This window comes from Olleya sp. YS, from assembly GCF_029760915.1.
Lineage (GTDB): Bacteria > Bacteroidota > Bacteroidia > Flavobacteriales > Flavobacteriaceae > Olleya.
On sequence record NZ_CP121685.1, the window covers coordinates 284,307 to 306,456 of the forward strand.

The following is a 22,150-nucleotide window of genomic DNA, read 5'->3' on the forward strand; positions in this document are numbered from 1 at the left end:
TTTTAAATGAAAAAAATTATTGCATTATTAATCTTAGTTTCTCTATTTTCTTGTAGAACTGATGCTGATAAACTAACAGTTAAAGGTACAGTTAAAGGATTAAAAAAAGGAACCATATATTTAAAGAAAATAGAAGATACTTTATTAGTTACTGTAGATTCTATTAGTATTAACGGTTCACCAGATTTTACTTTACAATCAGATATTGAAGAACCTGAGATGTTTTATTTGTACTTAAATAAAAATACTAAAGAAGATGAACGTATTTCATTTTTTGCTGATAAAGGATTAACAGAAATTAATACGACACTTAAAAACTTTGCTTATGATGCTAAAATCAAAGGATCAAAACAGCACGAAACTTTAGAAGAATATTTAGCAATGATTGGTAAGTTTAACAATAAAAATCTAGAGCTAACAAAACAAATGTTGGAAGCTGCCAGAGATAACGATAGCTTAAAATTAAAACAGACAGAAACTGCTTTAAATAACTTTACAAAACGCAAGTACTTGTTTACTGCCAATTTTGCAGTTAATCATAAAGATAGCGAGGTGTCTCCTTATTTAGCACTTTCAGAAATTTATGATGCTAATATCAAATACCTTGATACCATTAATAACGTATTAAGTCCAAAAATTAAAGCTTCAAAGTATGGTAAAGCTTTAGAAAAATATATTTCTAAAATTAAAGAAGAAGAAAAACAGTAGTAATCTACTAAATCTATAAAATAACAAAAAAGCCATTTAATTACTTAAATGGCTTTTTATTTATATTTATCTCAACTTAGAGAAGCTTCTAAGAGCCGATGGAGGGACTTACTTCGACTTCGCTCAGCATAAACTTCTCGTCCCTCAATTTTTAATTAATATTAATTTTTTGAAATAAAAAAGCCTCTCTACTTAGAGAAGCTTCTAAGAGCCGATGGAGGGACTTACTTCGACTACGCTCAGCATAAACTTCTCGTCCCTCAATTTTTAATTAATGCTGATTTTTTGAAATAAAAAAGCCTCTCTACTTAGAGAAGCTTCTAAGAGCCGATGGAGGGACTCGAACCCACGACCTGCTGATTACAAATCAGCTGCTCTAGCCAGCTGAGCTACATCGGCAAAAAGAGTTGGCAAATATAATTCTGAAAATTAAATATGCAAACTCTTTTTCGTAGGATTATCCTAACTTATTGATTCTGTCAATTAATGCACGACCTTTATCCTCAAGCTCTTGTTTAATTGCATTAAAATGTGCTTTTTTATTCTCTACATCTCTAGCATTAGTCTTAGCTATCAAATCGTCAAAGGTATCAATTGCATCATCTATAATTGCTTCACTTTTTTTAGTATCCTTATCTGTGTTTGAATATTCCCAAACATAAACTGCTTCAATAATATCTCCTAAAACATAATTAATGTCTTTTTTTAGGTCTCTTTTATTTGCCATAATATTAAAATTTATTTAGCTGCAAAGCTACATATAAAGTTCCAAATTAGAACTATTTATAAGCATTTTAAAGCCTTTATTTTAATTGATTGAGGTTATTTACCAGAATAACTAACAAAGTTTCTTGGTGTCTCATAAAGAGTTACTTCTAAGTCTAAATTAGGTTCTAATTTAGCCTTAATTTTATTGTAGATAACAACTACTATGTTTTCTGCGGTAGGATTTAAATGTTTAAATTCTTCTACTTCGACATTAAGATTTTTATGATCAAAAGCGTCCTCTACTTCTGCTTTAATAATATCTTTTAATATTTTGACATCTATTACATACCCTGTTTCTTGATCTATATCTCCTGTAACACTTGCTATTAACTCATAGTTGTGACCATGATAGTTAGGGTTATTACACTTCCCAAAGATTTTATCATTTTTTTCAAAAGACCAATCCTTTCTATATAATCTATGCGCTGCATTAAAATGTGCTTTTCTGTTTACTGTTACTCTCATGATTGGATATTTATAAAATCGTAGAACTTATCAAAAATTATTTTAAACCAGGCAGTATATAGTTCTGGTTGGGTTTCTATATCTGTCTTAACATCTTCTAATAGCATCCATTTCCAAGCTTCTACTTCGTCTTTATTAATAATTGGCTCATCTTGGTAGTAACCAACCATAATATGGTCTAATTCATGCTCTGTTAGGCCATTATCAAATGGTGCTTTGTATATAAATGAGGTTTTTTCTTCTAAATCTGTAACAAAACCCATTTCTTCTTGTAAACGTCTAGTACCAGCTTCTATATTGGTTTCTCCATCACGTTGATGACTACAACATGTGTTAGTCCATAATCCTGGAGAATGATATTTACTTAATGCTCTTTGTTGAAGCATTAACTCATTTTTATCATTGAAAACAAAAACTGAAAAAGCGCGATGCAATACTGCTTTTTCGTGTGCTTCCATTTTTGGCATTAAACCTATTTGCTCATCAAACTGATTGACTAAAATTACTTTTTCTTCTTCCATTAATTCTTATTAATACACAAAGTTAAGGATTAGACTTTTGGTAATTTTTGTTTTAAGTTAATTTTAATAAAAAAGCATCTCTAATAGAGATGCTTTTTTATTAAATACCAATTAATATTATCTATTAATAACTATAAAGTTACTTCTTCTATTCCAATCGTGCTCGTCTTCTGAACATTTTACTCCATTACTACATCTATTAACTAACATAGTTTCACCATATCCTCGACCTTCTAACCTATCTGGAGATATGCCTCCTTTTTCAATAATATATTGTTTTGTTGAAACATTTCTTCTGTTAGATAAAGCCCAATTGTAATCGTCTGATGCTCTAGAGTCTGTATGCGATTGAACATCAATTCTGATAGTTGGGTATTTTTTCATGTAATTAATGACCTTCCATAACTCAACTTCTGCGTCAGGTCTAATGTTAGACTTATCAAAATCAAAATAAATTGGATTTAAATCTAATACTTCTACTAAATCTCTACCAACATCTGCTGGCTTGGTAGTTTCTGGAGTTAAGTTAAGCTTTAAGACCACATCTTCCCTCTTGCTAGGATTAACAACAAAAGTTTGATCTGATTGAATGAAACCATCCTTAGATGCAATGATATTATATTTTTGCTTAGTACATGGTCCTTCATAACTAAAAGATCCATTTTGATCTGAAGTTAGGTTTTGGACTTCAATTCCTTTTTCATTTATAACTACTACACTTGCATAAGGTATTATGGCATTAGTATTTTTATTTACTGTAGTACCAGAAACTAACTGTGTACAGAATGATCTAGAAAATCTGTAGATGTCATCATCTCCTTTTCCGTTATATCTGTTGGACGTTAAATATCCTTCATTTGAGAATTCGTCTATAATAAATTCAAAATCATCTCTGGAACTGTTGATAGGCTTACCTAGATTAGTAACCGTCTGTGTTACATCATCTAACTTAGTCATGAAAACATCTAATCCACCTAATCCTTGGTGACCATCTGAAGAAAAATATAAAGTTCCATTGTTACTAATGTAAGGGAAATTTTCTCTACCCTCTGTATTTATTTTACTTCCTAAATTTACTGGATCTCCATAGCTACCATCTTCTAAAATATCTACATAGTAGATGTCTGATTTACCTTGTGTTCCTGGCATATCACTTGCAAAGTATAATCTAGATTCATCTAAGTTTAATGCAGGATGCGCAACATTATAATCATCATTGTTGAATGGCATACTCGTAATATTTGTCCAAGCACCATTTATAAACTCTGCTTTAAAAATCTTCAATCCATTAACTTTCTCGTCACTTTTTCTAACTTTTCCTTTATAGTAGTTGTTTCTAGTAAAATACATTGTGTTACCGTCTTGAGTAAACGTAGTTGATGACTCGTGAAACTTAGTATTTAAAGTAGAAGAAAATGGTTTTGCAGTGTTATCTTCATTACTTATAAAATATAAATCTAAGAATGGCTGTTCATTCCATTTATAAAGCTTACCATCACCTCTGGATGATGCAAATACTATCCCATCCTTATAAAAAGAAGTTCCAAAATCTGAAAAACGTGAGTTAAAATCTAAGTTTTCTAATTCAAAATCTCCAGAAAGTGCCTCTATGGTTTCAAGGTAATTTGGTGATTTTGAAAATAGGATGGCTCTAGAATCTTCTGGTTTTAAAGTTGCAAATTTTTTCATATTTGCATTAGCACGTTCATAGTCACCTATCGCCTTTAAACTCATTGCATATCTGTAGTAATATTCATATTCAACAACAGCGTCTAGTTTAAAGAGCTCTCCATACCATTTTGAAGCTTCTTCCATCTGCGTATTAAAATAATATGCATTAGCTAATTTTTTATAAACTTCTGGTGTTTTATTACCGTTTTCAACCAATTTTAATAATTCCTTGGTTGTAGCTACATATGATAAATTATCATATTTTTTTTCGGCACTACTACTTATACCATCCTTTTGAGAAAAAGAAACATTAAATGTCAGTATAGTAATTAAAGTAGAAAGTATAAATCTATTTTTCATAATTATTATTGTCAATTATTAGAAGAATCTTGGTGATAATATTTTAGAAATATCTCTTGGTTCAAACCTCAGAAAAACCTCAAAAGATCCTGCATCAAATTTGGTTTGCCCTAAATCTGTTACTTCTCTATCGTAAGCAAGTCCTAATAGAAAACTGTCAGATATTTGGTATCCAAATAATCCACTAACAGCAGCATCCCAACGATATGCTAGACCAAATGTAAATTTTTCATTAAATAATGCATTTAATGTTAAATCTGCTTGTAATGGTGCTCCTGTAACTGCTTTAACCAAAAATGCTGGTTTAAGTTTAATATCGGTATCTAAGTCAAAAACATAACCACCAATTAAGTATGCATTCATTCTTTCTTTAGCTTGTGATAAAGAAGACTCATCAAAATGAGTAGTTTCTAATAAGTTTGGAACAGATAAACCTAAATACCATCTATCTGCTTGACGATAATAAATACCAGCTCCAACATTGGGAGAAAACTTATTTTCAATGTCTGATTGTAATAATGCGTCTCCGTTGTTATATTGACTAAGTTCAGAATATCGTATATCTAGCAAATGCCCACCACCTTTTAAACCTAAAGATAACCTACCTTCTTCAGACGTATGTATTGTATAAGAAAAATCAATATCTACATAAGTTTCTTGAGTTGGACCAATTCTATCATTTATTACCGATAGACCTAAACCTACTTTATTCTCTCCTCCTAAAGGGGAATGAATATTAAAAGTACCTGTATCTGGCGCACCATCCAATCCTACCCATTGGGTACGATATAATAATAGTGCACTTAAACCATCTCTTTGACCTGCATAAGCTGGGTTTACACTCATAGTATTATACATGTACTGAGTGTATTGTGCATCTTGTTGAGCAGACACATCTACTAAGCTTATAGAACTTATTAGAACGACTAAAATTAAAATTTTATTTCTCATTATAAATAAAGGTATAATTATATTTTTAATTAGAGATAGCCTTTTCAGGCTATCTCTTTCTTATAGATTATTAACGTTGAATATATAAATATCCAGCTCTTGATTTAGTTTCTCCATCTTTATTGTATTCAACAATATAGAAGTAGGTACCTACTGGTAATTGTTTTTCAACTTCAACGTTTACTCTTCCATTAGATTCACCTGTAAAGAAGTTACCATTTTGAGCATAACCTTTAGTTTCAAACACTATTACTCCCCATCTGTTATAAATCTTAACAGTGTTTTCAGGATATAATTCTATGTTTCTTATTACAAACACATCATTATCACCATCTCCGTTAGGCGTTACTGCATTGAAAATTTCTAAATCATCTTCAGAAGGTGAAGCATTATTTACATCTAAATAATCAGGTAAACCATCTCCATCACTATCTACTGCATCACCACCAAATCCAATTCCATCCATATTTGGATCTGGATACTCATCTTCTGTTAAAATTCCGTCGTTATCATCGTCAGTATCTAAATAATCTGGAATACCATCTCCATCTGTATCATCATTTGTTGGATCATTATCTCCTGTAGGATTAACGTCTCCATCTGAAACATCAACATCTCCATAATCTTCGTTAATAGTATCTACTCCGTCATTATCATCATCAGGATCTAACCAGTTTGGCATTCCATCTCCATCTGTATCGCCAAACGGGAATTCGACTCCATTTGGTACATTATCAAAATCACAATCTCCTGCTAACCATTCTGCCGATTGAGGAACAGTAGTACTAGATGTAATAAAGTCACATGGATCTAATGGATCTGTATTATCATCTAATTCAGTTCCGTTAATTACTCCATCACCATCGCAATCTAATGCTTCCCATGCTGGGGAAACTGAATCATCGTCTTGGCTTGCAGTTAAGAAATCACATGGATCTAATGGATCTGTTCCATCAGTAATTTCTTGTCCATTAGTTACTCCATCACCATCACAGTCTGCTGCTAAGTATAAAACATCTGGTGTCAACGTAACATCTGATATAATGAAATCACACGGATCGTTCGGATCTGTTGGTGCCTCTCCATCTGGTGGTGTTAATTCATCGCCATTTGTTACTCCGTCACCATCACAGTCTGCTGCTAAGAACGCTGCATCTGGTGTTAACGTTATATCTGATGTAATGAAATCACACGGATCGTTCGGATCTGTTGGTGCCTCTCCATCTGGTGGTGTTAATTCATCGCCATTTGTTACTCCGTCACCATCACAGTCTGCTGCTAAGAACGCTGCATCTGGTGTTAACGTTATATCTGATGTAATGAAATCACACGGATCGTTTGGATCTGTTGGTGCCTCTCCATCTGGTGGTGTTAATTCATCGCCATTTGTTACTCCGTCACCATCACAGTCTGCTGCTAAGAACGCTGCATCTGGTGTTAACGTTATATCTGATGTAATGAAATCACACGGATCGTTTGGATCTGTTGGTGCCTCTCCATCTGGTGGTGTTAATTCATCGCCATTTGTTACTCCGTCACCATCACAGTCTGCTGCTAAGAACGCTGCATCTGGTGTTAACGTTATATCTGATGTAATGAAATCACACGGATCGTTTGGATCTGTTGGTGCCTCTCCATCTGGTGGTGTTAATTCATCGCCATTTGTTACTCCGTCACCATCACAGTCTGCTGCTAAGAACGCTGCATCTGGTGTTAACGTTATATCTGATGTAATGAAATCACACGGATCGTTTGGATCTGTTGGTGCCTCTCCATCTGGTGGTGTTAATTCATCACCATTTGTTACTCCGTCACCATCACAGTCTGCTGCTAAGAACGCTGCATCTGGTGTTAACGTTATATCTGATGTAATGAAATCACACGGATCGTTTGGATCTGTTGGTGCCTCTCCATCTGGTGGTGTTAATTCATCACCATTTGTTACTCCGTCACCATCACAGTCTGCTGCTAAGAACGCTGCATCTGGTGTTAACGTTATATCTGATGTAATGAAATCACACGGATCTTTTGGATCTGTTGGTGCCTCTCCATCTGGTGGTGTTAATTCATCACCATTTGTTACTCCGTCACCATCACAGTCTGCTGCTAAGAACGCTGCATCTGGTGTTAACGTTATATCTGATGTAATGAAATCACACGGATCGTTTGGATCTGTTGGTGTCTCTCCATCTGGTGGTGTTAATTCATCACCATTTGTTACTCCGTCACCATCACAGTCTGCTGCTAAGAACGCTGCATCTGGTGTTAACGTTATATCTGATGTAATGAAATCACACGGATCGTTTGGATCTGTTGGTGCCTCTCCATCTGGTGGTGTTAATTCATCACCATTTGTTACTCCGTCACCATCACAGTCTGCTGCTAAGAACGCTGCATCTGGTGTTAACGTTATATCTGATGTAATGAAATCACACGGATCGTTTGGATCTGTTGGTGCCTCTCCATCTGGTGGTGTTAATTCATCACCATTTGTTACTCCGTCACCATCACAGTCTGCTGCTAAGAACGCTGCATCTGGTGTTAACGTTATATCTGATGTAATGAAATCACACGGATCGTTTGGATCTGTTGGTGCCTCTCCATCTGGTGGTGTTAATTCATCACCATTTGTTACTCCGTCACCATCACAGTCTGCTGCTAAGAACGCTGCATCTGGTGTTAACGTTATATCTGATGTAATGAAATCACACGGATCGTTTGGATCTGTTGGTGCCTCTCCATCTGGTGGTGTTAATTCATCACCATTTGTTACTCCGTCACCATCACAGTCTGCTGCTAAGAACGCTGCATCTGGTGTTAACGTTATATCTGATGTAATGAAATCACACGGATCGTTTGGATCTGTTGGTGCCTCTCCATCTGGTGGTGTTAATTCATCACCATTTGTTACTCCGTCACCATCACAGTCTGCTGCTAAGAACGCTGCATCTGGTGTTAACGTTATATCTGATGTAATGAAATCACACGGATCGTTTGGATCTGTTGGTGTCTCTCCATCTGGTGGTGTTAATTCATCACCATTTGTTACTCCGTCACCATCACAGTCTGCTGCTAAGAACGCTGCATCTGGTGTTAACGTTATATCTGATGTAATGAAATCACACGGATCGTTTGGATCTGTTGGTGCCTCTCCATCTGGTGGTGTTAATTCATCACCATTTGTTACTCCGTCACCATCACAGTCTGCTGCTAAGAACGCTGCATCTGGTGTTAACGTTATATCTGATGTAATGAAATCACACGGATCGTTTGGATCTGTTGGTGCCTCTCCATCTGGTGGTGTTAATTCATCACCATTTGTTACTCCGTCACCATCACAGTCTGCTGCTAAGAACGCTGCATCTGGTGTTAACGTTATATCTGATGTAATGAAATCACACGGATCGTTTGGATCTGTTGGTGCCTCTCCATCTGGTGGTGTTAATTCATCACCATTTGTTACTCCGTCACCATCACAGTCTGCTGCTAAGAACGCTGCATCTGGTGTTAACGTTATATCTGATGTAATGAAATCACACGGATCGTTTGGATCTGTTGGTGTCTCTCCATCTGGTGGTGTTAATTCATCACCATTTGTTACTCCGTCACCATCACAGTCTGCTGCTAAGAACGCTGCATCTGGTGTTAACGTTATATCTGATGTAATGAAATCACACGGATCGTTTGGATCTGTTGGTGCCTCTCCATCTGGTGGTGTTAATTCATCACCATTTGTTACTCCGTCACCATCACAGTCTGCTGCTAAATCAGAAAGACAGTCTTGTATCGTTACCGTTCCGCTTGGGTCTGTGTTTACTGTATTACCACTGGTTACCGTTCCGTCTACTGTGAAATCTTCATCGCCTTCTGCGATATTATCATCTGTAATTGGAATACTAACATCTACACTTGTACTTCCTGCTGGAATCGTTACTGTAGTGGTTGTCGTTGTATAATCTGATGTACCTGCGGTTCCACTTGTCGTTACAATATCTATTACCGTATCTACTGAACTTGGCGTGTTGATGGTTACTGGTACTGTTGCGGTACCATCACCTTCGTCTACTGTCACGTCACCTATGGTTACCGTTACTGGATCGTTATCTGTAATCGTTACCGTTCCGCTTGGATCCGTATTGTTAGTGTTACCACTGGTTACCGTTCCATCTACTGTAAAGTCCTCTGTTGGCTCGCCAATGTTATCATCCGTTATTGGAATACTAACATCTACTGATGTGCTGCCTGCTGGAATCGTTACTGTAGTGGTGGTCGTTGTATAATCTGATGTACCTGCAGTTCCACTTGTCGTGACAATATCTATTACTGTATCTACTGAACTTGGTGTGCTTAAGGTTACTGGTACTGTTGCGGTACCATCGCCTTCGTCTACTGTCACATCGCCTATGGTTACTGTTACTGAATCGTTATCTGTAATCGTTACCGTTCCGCTTGGGTCTGTGTTTACTGTATTACCACTGGTTACCGTTCCGTCTACTGTGAAATCTTCATCGCCTTCTGCGATATTATCATCTGTAATTGGAATACTAACATCTACACTTGTACTTCCTGCTGGAATCGTTACTGTAGTGGTTGTCGTGGTATAATCTGATGTGCCTGCGGTTCCACTTGTTGTTACAATATCTATTACCGTATCTACTGAACTTGGCGTGTCGATGGTTACTGGTACTGTTGCTGTACCATCGCCTTCGTCTACTGTCACATCACCTATGGTTACCGTTACTGGATCATTATCCGTAATGGTTACCGTTCCGCTTGGATCCGTATTGTTAGTGTTACCACTGGTTACCGTTCCATCTACTGTAAAGTCCTCTGTTGGCTCGCCAATGTTATCATCCGTTATTGGAATACTAACATCTACTGATGTGCTGCCTGCTGGAATCGTTACTGTAGTGGTTGTCGTTGTATAATCTGATGTACCTGCGGTTCCTGAGGTAGTTACAATATCTATGACTGTATCTACTGAACTTGGTGTGCTTAAGGTTACTGGTACTGTTGCGGTACCATCGCCTTCGTCTACTGTCACATCGCCTATGGTTACTGTTACTGAATCGTTATCTGTAATCGTTACCGTTCCGCTTGGGTCTGTGTTTACTGTATTACCACTGGTTACCGTTCCGTCTACTGTGAAATCTTCATCGCCTTCTGCGATATTATCATCTGTAATTGGAATACTAACATCTACACTTGTACTTCCTGCTGGAATCGTTACTGTAGTGGTTGTCGTGGTATAATCTGATGTGCCTGCGGTTCCTGAGGTAGTTACAATATCTATTACCGTATCTACTGAACTTGGCGTGTCGATGGTTACTGGTACTGTTGCTGTACCATCGCCTTCGTCTACTGTCACATCACCTATGGTTACCGTTACTGGATCATTATCCGTAATGGTTACCGTTCCGCTTGGATCCGTATTGTTAGTGTTACCACTGGTTACCGTTCCATCTACTGTAAAGTCCTCTGTTGGCTCGCCAATGTTATCATCCGTTATTGGAATACTAACATCTACTGATGTGCTGCCTGCTGGAATCGTTACTGTAGTGGTTGTCGTTGTATAATCTGATGTACCTGCGGTTCCTGAGGTAGTTACAATATCTATGACTGTATCTACTGAACTTGGTGTGCTTAAGGTTACTGGTACTGTTGCGGTACCATCGCCTTCGTCTACTGTCACATCGCCTATGGTTACTGTTACTGAATCGTTATCTGTAATCGTTACCGTTCCGCTTGGGTCTGTGTTTACTGTATTACCACTGGTTACCGTTCCGTCTACTGTGAAATCTTCTGGTCCTTCTGCAATAGCATCATCTGTAATTGGAATACTAACATCTACACTTGTACTTCCTGCTGGAATCGTTACTGTAGTGGTTGTCGTGGTATAATCTGATGTGCCTGCGGTTCCACTTGTTGTTACAATATCTATTACCGTATCTACTGAACTTGGCGTGTCGATGGTTACTGGTACTGTTGCTGTACCATCGCCTTCGTCTACTGTCACATCACCTATGGTTACCGTTACTGGATCATTATCCGTAATGGTTACCGTTCCGCTTGGATCCGTATTGTTAGTGTTACCACTGGTTACCGTTCCATCTACTGTAAAGTCCTCTGTTGGCTCGCCAATGTTATCATCCGTTATTGGAATACTAACATCTACTGATGTGCTGCCTGCTGGAATCGTTACTGTAGTGGTTGTCGTTGTATAATCTGATGTACCTGCGGTTCCACTTGTCGTGACAATATCTATTACTGTATCTACTGAACTTGGTGTGCTTAAGGTTACTGGTACTGTTGCGGTACCATCGCCTTCGTCTACTGTCACATCGCCTATGGTTACTGTTACTGAATCGTTATCTGTAATCGTTACCGTTCCGCTTGGGTCTGTGTTTACTGTATTACCACTGGTTACCGTTCCGTCTACTGTGAAATCTTCTGGTCCTTCTGCAATAGCATCATCTGTAATTGGAATACTAACATCTACACTTGTACTTCCTGCTGGAATGGTTACCGTAGTGGTTGTCGTGGTATAATCTGATGTGCCTGCGGTTCCTGAGGTAGTTACAATATCTATTACCGTATCTACTGAACTTGGCGTGTCGATGGTTACTGGTACTGTTGCTGTACCATCGCCTTCGTCTACTGTCACATCACCTATGGTTACCGTTACTGGATCATTATCCGTAATGGTTACCGTTCCGCTTGGATCCGTATTGTTAGTGTTACCACTGGTTACCGTTCCATCTACTGTAAAGTCCTCTGTTGGCTCGCCAATGTTATCATCCGTTATTGGAATACTAACATCTACTGATGTGCTGCCTGCTGGAATCGTTACTGTAGTGGTTGTCGTTGTATAATCTGATGTACCTGCGGTTCCTGAGGTAGTTACAATATCTATGACTGTATCTACTGAACTTGGTGTGCTTAAGGTTACTGGTACTGTTGCGGTACCATCGCCTTCGTCTACTGTCACATCGCCTATGGTTACTGTTACTGAATCGTTATCTGTAATCGTTACCGTTCCGCTTGGGTCTGTGTTTACTGTATTACCACTGGTTACCGTTCCGTCTACTGTGAAATCTTCATCGCCTTCTGCGATATTATCATCTGTAATTGGAATACTAACATCTACACTTGTACTTCCTGCTGGAATCGTTACTGTAGTGGTTGTCGTGGTATAATCTGATGTGCCTGCGGTTCCACTTGTTGTTACAATATCTATTACCGTATCTACTGAACTTGGCGTGTCGATGGTTACTGGTACTGTTGCTGTACCATCGCCTTCGTCTACTGTCACATCACCTATGGTTACCGTTACTGGATCATTATCCGTAATGGTTACCGTTCCGCTTGGATCCGTATTGTTAGTGTTACCACTGGTTACCGTTCCATCTACTGTAAAGTCCTCTGTTGGCTCGCCAATGTTATCATCCGTTATTGGAATACTAACATCTACTGATGTGCTGCCTGCTGGAATCGTTACTGTAGTGGTTGTCGTTGTATAATCTGATGTACCTGCGGTTCCTGAGGTAGTTACAATATCTATGACTGTATCTACTGAACTTGGTGTGCTTAAGGTTACTGGTACTGTTGCGGTACCATCGCCTTCGTCTACTGTCACATCGCCTATGGTTACTGTTACTGAATCGTTATCTGTAATCGTTACCGTTCCGCTTGGGTCTGTGTTTACTGTATTACCACTGGTTACCGTTCCGTCTACTGTGAAATCTTCATCGCCTTCTGCGATATTATCATCTGTAATTGGAATACTAACATCTACACTTGTACTTCCTGCTGGAATGGTTACCGTAGTGGTTGTCGTGGTATAATCTGATGTGCCTGCGGTTCCTGAGGTAGTTACAATATCTATTACCGTATCTACTGAACTTGGCGTGTCGATGGTTACTGGTACTGTTGCGGTACCATCGCCTTCGTCTACTGTCACATCACCTATGGTTACCGTTACTGGATCATTATCCGTAATGGTTACCGTTCCGCTTGGATCCGTATTGTTAGTGTTACCACTGGTTACCGTTCCATCTACTGTAAAGTCCTCTGTTGGCTCGCCAATGTTATCATCCGTTATTGGAATACTAACATCTACTGATGTGCTGCCTGCTGGAATCGTTACTGTAGTGGTCGTCGTGGTATAATCTGATGTACCTGCGGTTCCTGAGGTAGTTACAATATCTATTACTGTATCTACTGAACTTGGTGTGCTTAAGGTTACTGGTACTGTTGCGGTACCATCGCCTTCGTCTACTGTCACATCGCCTATGGTTACTGTTACTGAATCGTTATCTGTAATCGTTACCGTTCCGCTTGGGTCTGTGTTTACTGTATTACCACTGGTTACCGTTCCGTCTACTGTGAAATCTTCTGGTCCTTCTGCAATAGCATCATCTGTAATTGGAATACTAACATCTACACTTGTACTTCCTGCTGGAATCGTTACTGTAGTGGTTGTCGTGGTATAATCTGATGTGCCTGCGGTTCCACTTGTTGTTACAATATCTATTACCGTATCTACTGAACTTGGCGTGTCGATGGTTACTGGTACTGTTGCTGTACCATCGCCTTCGTCTACTGTCACATCACCTATGGTTACCGTTACTGGATCATTATCCGTAATGGTTACCGTTCCGCTTGGATCCGTATTGTTAGTGTTACCACTGGTTACGGTTCCATCTACTGTAAAGTCCTCTGTTGGCTCGCCAATGTTATCATCCGTTATTGGAATACTAACATCTACTGATGTGCTGCCTGCTGGAATCGTTACTGTAGTGGTTGTCGTTGTATAATCTGATGTACCTGCGGTTCCTGAGGTAGTTACAATATCTATGACTGTATCTACTGAACTTGGTGTGCTTAAGGTTACTGGTACTGTTGCGGTACCATCGCCTTCGTCTACTGTCACATCGCCTATGGTTACTGTTACTGAATCGTTATCTGTAATCGTTACCGTTCCGCTTGGGTCTGTGTTTACTGTATTACCACTGGTTACCGTTCCGTCTACTGTGAAATCTTCATCGCCTTCTGCGATATTATCATCTGTAATTGGAATACTAACATCTACACTTGTACTTCCTGCTGGAATCGTTACTGTAGTGGTTGTCGTGGTATAATCTGATGTGCCTGCGGTTCCTGAGGTAGTTACAATATCTATTACCGTATCTACTGAACTTGGCGTGTCGATGGTTACTGGTACTGTTGCTGTACCATCGCCTTCGTCTACTGTCACATCACCTATGGTTACCGTTACTGGATCATTATCCGTAATGGTTACCGTTCCGCTTGGATCCGTATTGTTAGTGTTACCACTGGTTACCGTTCCATCTACTGTAAAGTCCTCTGTTGGCTCGCCAATGTTATCATCCGTTATTGGAATACTAACATCTACTGATGTGCTGCCTGCTGGAATCGTTACTGTAGTGGTTGTCGTTGTATAATCTGATGTACCTGCGGTTCCTGAGGTAGTTACAATATCTATTACTGTATCTACTGAACTTGGTGTGCTTAAGGTTACTGGTACTGTTGCGGTACCATCGCCTTCGTCTACTGTCACATCGCCTATGGTTACTGTTACTGAATCGTTATCTGTAATCGTTACCGTTCCGCTTGGGTCTGTGTTTACTGTATTACCACTGGTTACCGTTCCGTCTACTGTGAAATCTTCTGGTCCTTCTGCAATAGCATCATCTGTAATTGGAATACTAACATCTACACTTGTACTTCCTGCTGGAATCGTTACTGTAGTGGTTGTCGTGGTATAATCTGATGTGCCTGCGGTTCCACTTGTTGTTACAATATCTATTACCGTATCTACTGAACTTGGCGTGTCGATGGTTACTGGTACTGTTGCTGTACCATCGCCTTCGTCTACTGTCACATCACCTATGGTTACCGTTACTGGATCATTATCCGTAATGGTTACCGTTCCGCTTGGATCCGTATTGTTAGTGTTACCACTGGTTACGGTTCCATCTACTGTAAAGTCCTCTGTTGGCTCGCCAATGTTATCATCCGTTATTGGAATACTAACATCTACTGATGTGCTGCCTGCTGGAATCGTTACTGTAGTGGTTGTCGTTGTATAATCTGATGTACCTGCGGTTCCTGAGGTAGTTACAATATCTATGACTGTATCTACTGAACTTGGTGTGCTTAAGGTTACTGGTACTGTTGCGGTACCATCGCCTTCGTCTACTGTCACATCGCCTATGGTTACTGTTACTGAATCGTTATCTGTAATCGTTACCGTTCCGCTTGGGTCTGTGTTTACTGTATTACCACTGGTTACCGTTCCGTCTACTGTGAAATCTTCATCGCCTTCTGCGATATTATCATCTGTAATTGGAATACTAACATCTACACTTGTACTTCCTGCTGGAATCGTTACTGTAGTGGTTGTCGTGGTATAATCTGATGTGCCTGCGGTTCCTGAGGTAGTTACAATATCTATTACCGTATCTACTGAACTTGGCGTGTCGATGGTTACTGGTACTGTTGCTGTACCATCGCCTTCGTCTACTGTCACATCACCTATGGTTACCGTTACTGGATCATTATCCGTAATGGTTACCGTTCCGCTTGGATCCGTATTGTTAGTGTTACCACTGGTTACCGTTCCATCTACTGTAAAGTCCTCTGTTGGCTCGCCAATGTTATCATCCGTTATTGGAATACTAACATCTACTGATGTGCTGCCTGCTGGAATCGTTACTGTAGTGGTTGTCGTTGTATAATCTGATGTACCTGCGGTTCCTGAGGTAGTTACAATATCTATGACTGTATCTACTGAACTTGGTGTGCTTAAGGTTACTGGTACTGTTGCGGTACCATCGCCTTCGTCTACTGTCACATCGCCTATGGTTACTGTTACTGAATCGTTATCTGTAATCGTTACCGTTCCGCTTGGGTCTGTGTTTACTGTATTACCACTGGTTACCGTTCCGTCTACTGTGAAATCTTCTGGTCCTTCTGCAATAGCATCATCTGTAATTGGAATACTAACATCTACACTTGTACTTCCTGCTGGAATGGTTACCGTAGTGGTTGTCGTGGTATAATCTGATGTGCCTGCGGTTCCTGAGGTAGTTACAATATCTATTACCGTATCTACTGAACTTGGCGTGTCGATGGTTACTGGTACTGTTGCGGTACCATCGCCTTCGTCTACTGTCACATCACCTATGGTTACCGTTACTGGATCATTATCCGTAATGGTTACCGTTCCGCTTGGATCCGTATTGTTAGTGTTACCACTGGTTACCGTTCCATCTACTGTAAAGTCCTCTGTTGGCTCGCCAATGTTATCATCCGTTATTGGAATACTAACATCTACTGATGTGCTGCCTGCTGGAATCGTTACTGTAGTGGTCGTCGTGGTATAATCTGATGTACCTGCGGTTCCTGAGGTAGTTACAATATCTATTACTGTATCTACTGAACTTGGTGTGCTTAAGGTTACTGGTACTGTTGCGGTACCATCGCCTTCGTCTACTGTCACATCGCCTATGGTTACTGTTACTGAATCGTTATCTGTAATCGTTACCGTTCCGCTTGGGTCTGTGTTTACTGTATTACCACTGGTTACCGTTCCGTCTACTGTGAAATCTTCTGGTCCTTCTGCAATAGCATCATCTGTAATTGGAATACTAACATCTACACTTGTACTTCCTGCTGGAATCGTTACTGTAGTGGTTGTCGTGGTATAATCTGATGTGCCTGCGGTTCCACTTGTTGTTACAATATCTATTACCGTATCTACTGAACTTGGCGTGTCGATGGTTACTGGTACTGTTGCTGTACCATCGCCTTCGTCTACTGTCACATCACCTATGGTTACCGTTACTGGATCATTATCCGTAATGGTTACCGTTCCGCTTGGATCCGTATTGTTAGTGTTACCACTGGTTACGGTTCCATCTACTGTAAAGTCCTCTGTTGGCTCGCCAATGTTATCATCCGTTATTGGAATACTAACATCTACTGATGTGCTGCCTGCTGGAATCGTTACTGTAGTGGTTGTCGTTGTATAATCTGATGTACCTGCGGTTCCTGAGGTAGTTACAATATCTATGACTGTATCTACTGAACTTGGTGTGCTTAAGGTTACTGGTACTGTTGCGGTACCATCGCCTTCGTCTACTGTCACATCGCCTATGGTTACTGTTACTGAATCGTTATCTGTAATCGTTACCGTTCCGCTTGGGTCTGTGTTTACTGTATTACCACTGGTTACCGTTCCGTCTACTGTGAAATCTTCATCGCCTTCTGCGATATTATCATCTGTAATTGGAATACTAACATCTACACTTGTACTTCCTGCTGGAATCGTTACTGTAGTGGTTGTCGTGGTATAATCTGATGTGCCTGCGGTTCCTGAGGTAGTTACAATATCTATTACCGTATCTACTGAACTTGGCGTGTCGATGGTTACTGGTACTGTTGCTGTACCATCGCCTTCGTCTACTGTCACATCACCTATGGTTACCGTTACTGGATCATTATCCGTAATGGTTACCGTTCCGCTTGGATCCGTATTGTTAGTGTTACCACTGGTTACCGTTCCATCTACTGTAAAGTCCTCTGTTGGCTCGCCAATGTTATCATCCGTTATTGGAATACTAACATCTACTGATGTGCTGCCTGCTGGAATCGTTACTGTAGTGGTTGTCGTTGTATAATCTGATGTACCTGCGGTTCCTGAGGTAGTTACAATATCTATGACTGTATCTACTGAACTTGGTGTGCTTAAGGTTACTGGTACTGTTGCGGTACCATCGCCTTCGTCTACTGTCACATCGCCTATGGTTACTGTTACTGAATCGTTATCTGTAATCGTTACCGTTCCGCTTGGGTCTGTGTTTACTGTATTACCACTGGTTACCGTTCCGTCTACTGTGAAATCTTCTGGTCCTTCTGCAATAGCATCATCTGTAATTGGAATACTAACATCTACACTTGTACTTCCTGCTGGAATCGTTACTGTAGTGGTTGTCGTGGTATAATCTGATGTGCCTGCGGTTCCACTTGTTGTTACAATATCTATTACCGTATCTACTGAACTTGGCGTGTCGATGGTTACTGGTACTGTTGCTGTACCATCGCCTTCGTCTACTGTCACATCACCTATGGTTACCGTTACTGGATCATTATCCGTAATGGTTACCGTTCCGCTTGGATCCGTATTGTTAGTGTTACCACTGGTTACGGTTCCATCTACTGTAAAGTCCTCTGTTGGCTCGCCAATGTTATCATCCGTTATTGGAATACTAACATCTACTGATGTGCTGCCTGCTGGAATCGTTACTGTAGTGGTTGTCGTTGTATAATCTGATGTACCTGCGGTTCCTGAGGTAGTTACAATATCTATGACTGTATCTACTGAACTTGGTGTGCTTAAGGTTACTGGTACTGTTGCGGTACCATCGCCTTCGTCTACTGTCACATCGCCTATGGTTACTGTTACTGAATCGTTATCTGTAATCGTTACCGTTCCGCTTGGGTCTGTGTTTACTGTATTACCACTGGTTACCGTTCCGTCTACTGTGAAATCTTCATCGCCTTCTGCGATATTATCATCTGTAATTGGAATACTAACATCTACACTTGTACTTCCTGCTGGAATCGTTACTGTAGTGGTTGTCGTGGTATAATCTGATGTGCCTGCGGTTCCTGAGGTAGTTACAATATCTATTACCGTATCTACTGAACTTGGCGTGTCGATGGTTACTGGTACTGTTGCTGTACCATCGCCTTCGTCTACTGTCACATCACCTATGGTTACCGTTACTGGATCATTATCCGTAATGGTTACCGTTCCGCTTGGATCCGTATTGTTAGTGTTACCACTGGTTACCGTTCCATCTACTGTAAAGTCCTCTGTTGGCTCGCCAATGTTATCATCCGTTATTGGAATACTAACATCTACTGATGTGCTGCCTGCTGGAATCGTTACTGTAGTGGTTGTCGTTGTATAATCTGATGTACCTGCGGTTCCTGAGGTAGTTACAATATCTATGACTGTATCTACTGAACTTGGTGTGCTTAAGGTTACTGGTACTGTTGCGGTACCATCGCCTTCGTCTACTGTCACATCGCCTATGGTTACTGTTACTGAATCGTTATCTGTAATCGTTACCGTTCCGCTTGGGTCTGTGTTTACTGTATTACCACTGGTTACCGTTCCGTCTACTGTGAAATCTTCTGGTCCTTCTGCAATAGCATCATCTGTAATTGGAATACTAACATCTACACTTGTACTTCCTGCTGGAATCGTTACTGTAGTGGTTGTCGTGGTATAATCTGATGTGCCTGCGGTTCCACTTGTTGTTACAATATCTATTACCGTATCTACTGAACTTGGCGTGTCGATGGTTACTGGTACTGTTGCTGTACCATCGCCTTCGTCTACTGTCACATCACCTATGGTTACCGTTACTGGATCATTATCCGTAATGGTTACCGTTCCGCTTGGATCCGTATTGTTAGTGTTACCACTGGTTACCGTTCCATCTACTGTAAAGTCCTCTGTTGGCTCGCCAATGTTATCATCCGTTATTGGAATACTAACATCTACTGATGTGCTGCCTGCTGGAATCGTTACTGTAGTGGTTGTCGTTGTATAATCTGATGTACCTGCGGTTCCACTTGTCGTGACAATATCTATTACTGTATCTACTGCGCTGACCGCATCAATAGTTACTGGAACGGTTGCGGTACCATCGCCTTCGTCTACTGTGACGTCACCTATGGTAATATTAACTAAACAAGAGTTTATAGTATCACTCGTAACAGCTGCAGTTGTTGCTTGCTGGTAAGAATTCATACTAGTATCCTCTGGAACACCATTAGCATCAACTTGTCCTTCGTCTGCATCTGCAAGATTATCACTTGTTGTCAAATCTGATTGAACAAAAGTTCCTGCTGCTTCAACAGCATCTGGACAACCATCATTATCACTGTCTGTGTCTAAATAGTCTGGGGTATTATCACCATCAGAATCTGTACTTTGGCATGCAGAAAGAATAAATTCTATACCATCAGTACCTGTTCCAAATAATCCGCCTTGTACAAACTCGACAGTAAATGTTGAAATTTCACCATTAATCTGCATTGTTCCCGCAGCAGTACCATCTGAATCATTTTGTGTACTTTCTGGAGTGTGACCAGGGTCAGCTGGAGTATTTATTCCAGCATCAGATGCTGTATTTGAAGTCGTGAAAAAATCGTCTGTTCCTGTTAATTCAGTCCAAGTGAGACCTCCTTGAAGTGTTACTATTGCTCCATTTTGAGTAGTAACACCATCCGTACCACCTAATCTGTCTAGGTGGACAATTGGATTAGTCACTAATACTGGATTACCCAAGGAATCTACATAGTTTACAGTAAGCGTGCTTCCCCAAACAAATGAACTTTCTAAAGAAGGAGCATTAGCTAAACTTTCTGTCCAAAACGATTGATTGGTAAAATTACCCGAAGCAAAATTAATCACATTTGTGGTAGTTATCTCTGCAATAATCCCATTACCAAAATCATAAGAAGCTGAAGTACCACCTGTAATAGTCCAAGCTCCTGATAATACTTGAGTTGCACATTTACCCTCGTCTGCATCTAAAATACCATCATTATCATTATCTAAATCAGTACCATCATCTATGCCATCTCCATCTGTATCTGGTAAAACAGTTACAGTTACAGTTGCAGTATCACAATTAGTTGAATTGGCAGTTTCACATATTTGATATTCTAATGTATAAGTTCCTGCTGGAACACTAGACGTAACATTTACTGCTCCAGTTGATGTATTTAAAGATACTCCTGGATTAGTAGTACTTAATTGTGTTAATGTTACTCCACCAGCTCCAATTGTAGGCTGACTTGTATTTAAAATATCATTTGCTAATACATTTGAAACTACTACACCACCAACACCTTCGGTTACATTATTACCACTATCATCATTTGCATTAATAAAAAAATTTATTCCTGTAAAAACCCACTCTAATTGATCTGCTCCATTAGGACTTCCTGTTGCCTGAGTTGTATTTATAACAATTGTAGAGTAACCACCTTGCAATTCTAAACTTCCAGCAGCAGTCCCATCAGTAGGAGGACCACATTCAGGAGCATTAGTTGTAGTTCCATTACTTCTTCTAACGGTAGTTGTTGTAGACTCAAAATGAACATCATTTTCAGAAAGTTCAATCCAAGTTCCACTTGCCAAAGTATAAAGAGGTGAATTAGCAGTTGTACCTGAAGCACCTCCTAGACGGTCTAAATGTATTATAGGGTTTCCTATTGTTACTAAATTATTAGATGTAGGGCCATCATAAAATCCTATAGTAACTGATCCAGCAGTTGGAGTAGCTGCCCTAACTCTTAATGATGCATTGTTATCTACTGCAGCATCAGAATAAGAACCAGCACAAGCCATTGTCTCTGTACCAATAATTGACCAATTGTTAAGATTTGTTACTCTTACATAAACACTTCCTGCTTGCGCTTGCCACTCTCCACTAGGTCCTGATTGAGACCAAGTACCAGTTATTTGAGCTAAAGAAACTGTAGTTGTTGTTAATAAGAAAATAATCGTGAATAATACTTTAAGACATGCTACTTTTTTATTGAGCACTGATAGAGTAGAGATTTTCATATTGTTGATGGGTAAAATTATTTTATATTCA

The 22,150-nt window shown here is 39.7% G+C and carries 7 protein-coding genes and 1 tRNA gene; 1 reads left to right on the top strand and 7 read right to left on the bottom strand.

Features of this window, described 5'->3' with window-relative positions:
- The first annotated feature begins 6 nt into the window (after nt 1-6).
- Complete coding sequence (locus Ollyesu_RS01445) at nt 7-708, top strand: DUF4369 domain-containing protein (RefSeq protein ID WP_279302041.1); 702 nt, start codon at nt 7-9, stop codon at nt 706-708.
- A 325-nt stretch (nt 709-1,033) separates the two neighbouring features.
- Here Ollyesu_RS01445 and Ollyesu_RS01450 read toward each other — a convergent pair.
- The 7 genes from Ollyesu_RS01450 to Ollyesu_RS01480 form a co-directional block, all read right to left on the bottom strand.
- A tRNA-Thr gene (locus Ollyesu_RS01450) sits at nt 1,034-1,107 on the bottom strand.
- 58 nt (nt 1,108-1,165) lie between these two features.
- Nucleotides 1,166-1,435: a hypothetical protein gene (locus Ollyesu_RS01455; RefSeq protein ID WP_279302042.1), complete on the bottom strand. Its 270-nt coding sequence runs from the start codon at nt 1,433-1,435 to the stop codon at nt 1,166-1,168.
- Nucleotides 1,436-1,530: 95 nt separating this feature from the next.
- Nucleotides 1,531-1,941, bottom strand: a complete 411-nt coding sequence (locus tag Ollyesu_RS01460; RefSeq protein WP_279302043.1) for a 6-carboxytetrahydropterin synthase — start codon at nt 1,939-1,941, stop codon at nt 1,531-1,533.
- Nucleotides 1,938-2,462 (bottom strand): isopentenyl-diphosphate Delta-isomerase, encoded by a 525-nt coding sequence (idi, locus tag Ollyesu_RS01465; RefSeq protein WP_279302044.1) that lies wholly within the window; start codon nt 2,460-2,462, stop codon nt 1,938-1,940. Before idi ends, Ollyesu_RS01460 begins: the two co-directional genes overlap by 4 nt.
- A 117-nt stretch (nt 2,463-2,579) precedes the next feature.
- The gene (locus Ollyesu_RS01470; RefSeq protein ID WP_279302045.1) at nt 2,580-4,493 is read right to left on the bottom strand and encodes an OmpA family protein; all 1,914 of its coding nucleotides are present in this window, start codon (nt 4,491-4,493) and stop codon (nt 2,580-2,582) included.
- An 18-nt stretch (nt 4,494-4,511) separates the two neighbouring features.
- Complete coding sequence (locus Ollyesu_RS01475; protein WP_279302046.1) at nt 4,512-5,444, bottom strand: type IX secretion system membrane protein PorP/SprF; 933 nt, start codon at nt 5,442-5,444, stop codon at nt 4,512-4,514.
- A gap of 70 nt (nt 5,445-5,514) precedes the next feature.
- Nucleotides 5,515-22,119, bottom strand: coding sequence for a Calx-beta domain-containing protein (locus tag Ollyesu_RS01480; RefSeq protein WP_279302047.1), 16,605 nt, complete (start codon nt 22,117-22,119; stop codon nt 5,515-5,517).
- Nucleotides 22,120-22,150 lie beyond the last annotated feature (31 nt).

What these genes read in the sequence shown, in the direction of transcription:
- Ollyesu_RS01445 (WP_279302041.1), top strand. Translation starts at nt 7, where the DNA reads ATGAAAAAAATTATTGCATTATTAATCTTAGTTTCTCTATTTTCTTGT.
- Ollyesu_RS01455 (WP_279302042.1), bottom strand. Translation starts at nt 1,435, where the DNA reads ATGGCAAATAAAAGAGACCTAAAAAAAGACATTAATTATGTTTTAGGA.
- Ollyesu_RS01460 (WP_279302043.1), bottom strand. Translation starts at nt 1,941, where the DNA reads ATGAGAGTAACAGTAAACAGAAAAGCACATTTTAATGCAGCGCATAGA.
- idi (WP_279302044.1), bottom strand. Translation starts at nt 2,462, where the DNA reads ATGGAAGAAGAAAAAGTAATTTTAGTCAATCAGTTTGATGAGCAAATA.
- Ollyesu_RS01470 (WP_279302045.1), bottom strand. Translation starts at nt 4,493, where the DNA reads ATGAAAAATAGATTTATACTTTCTACTTTAATTACTATACTGACATTT.
- Ollyesu_RS01475 (WP_279302046.1), bottom strand. Translation starts at nt 5,444, where the DNA reads ATGAGAAATAAAATTTTAATTTTAGTCGTTCTAATAAGTTCTATAAGC.
- Ollyesu_RS01480 (WP_279302047.1), bottom strand. Translation starts at nt 22,119, where the DNA reads ATGAAAATCTCTACTCTATCAGTGCTCAATAAAAAAGTAGCATGTCTT.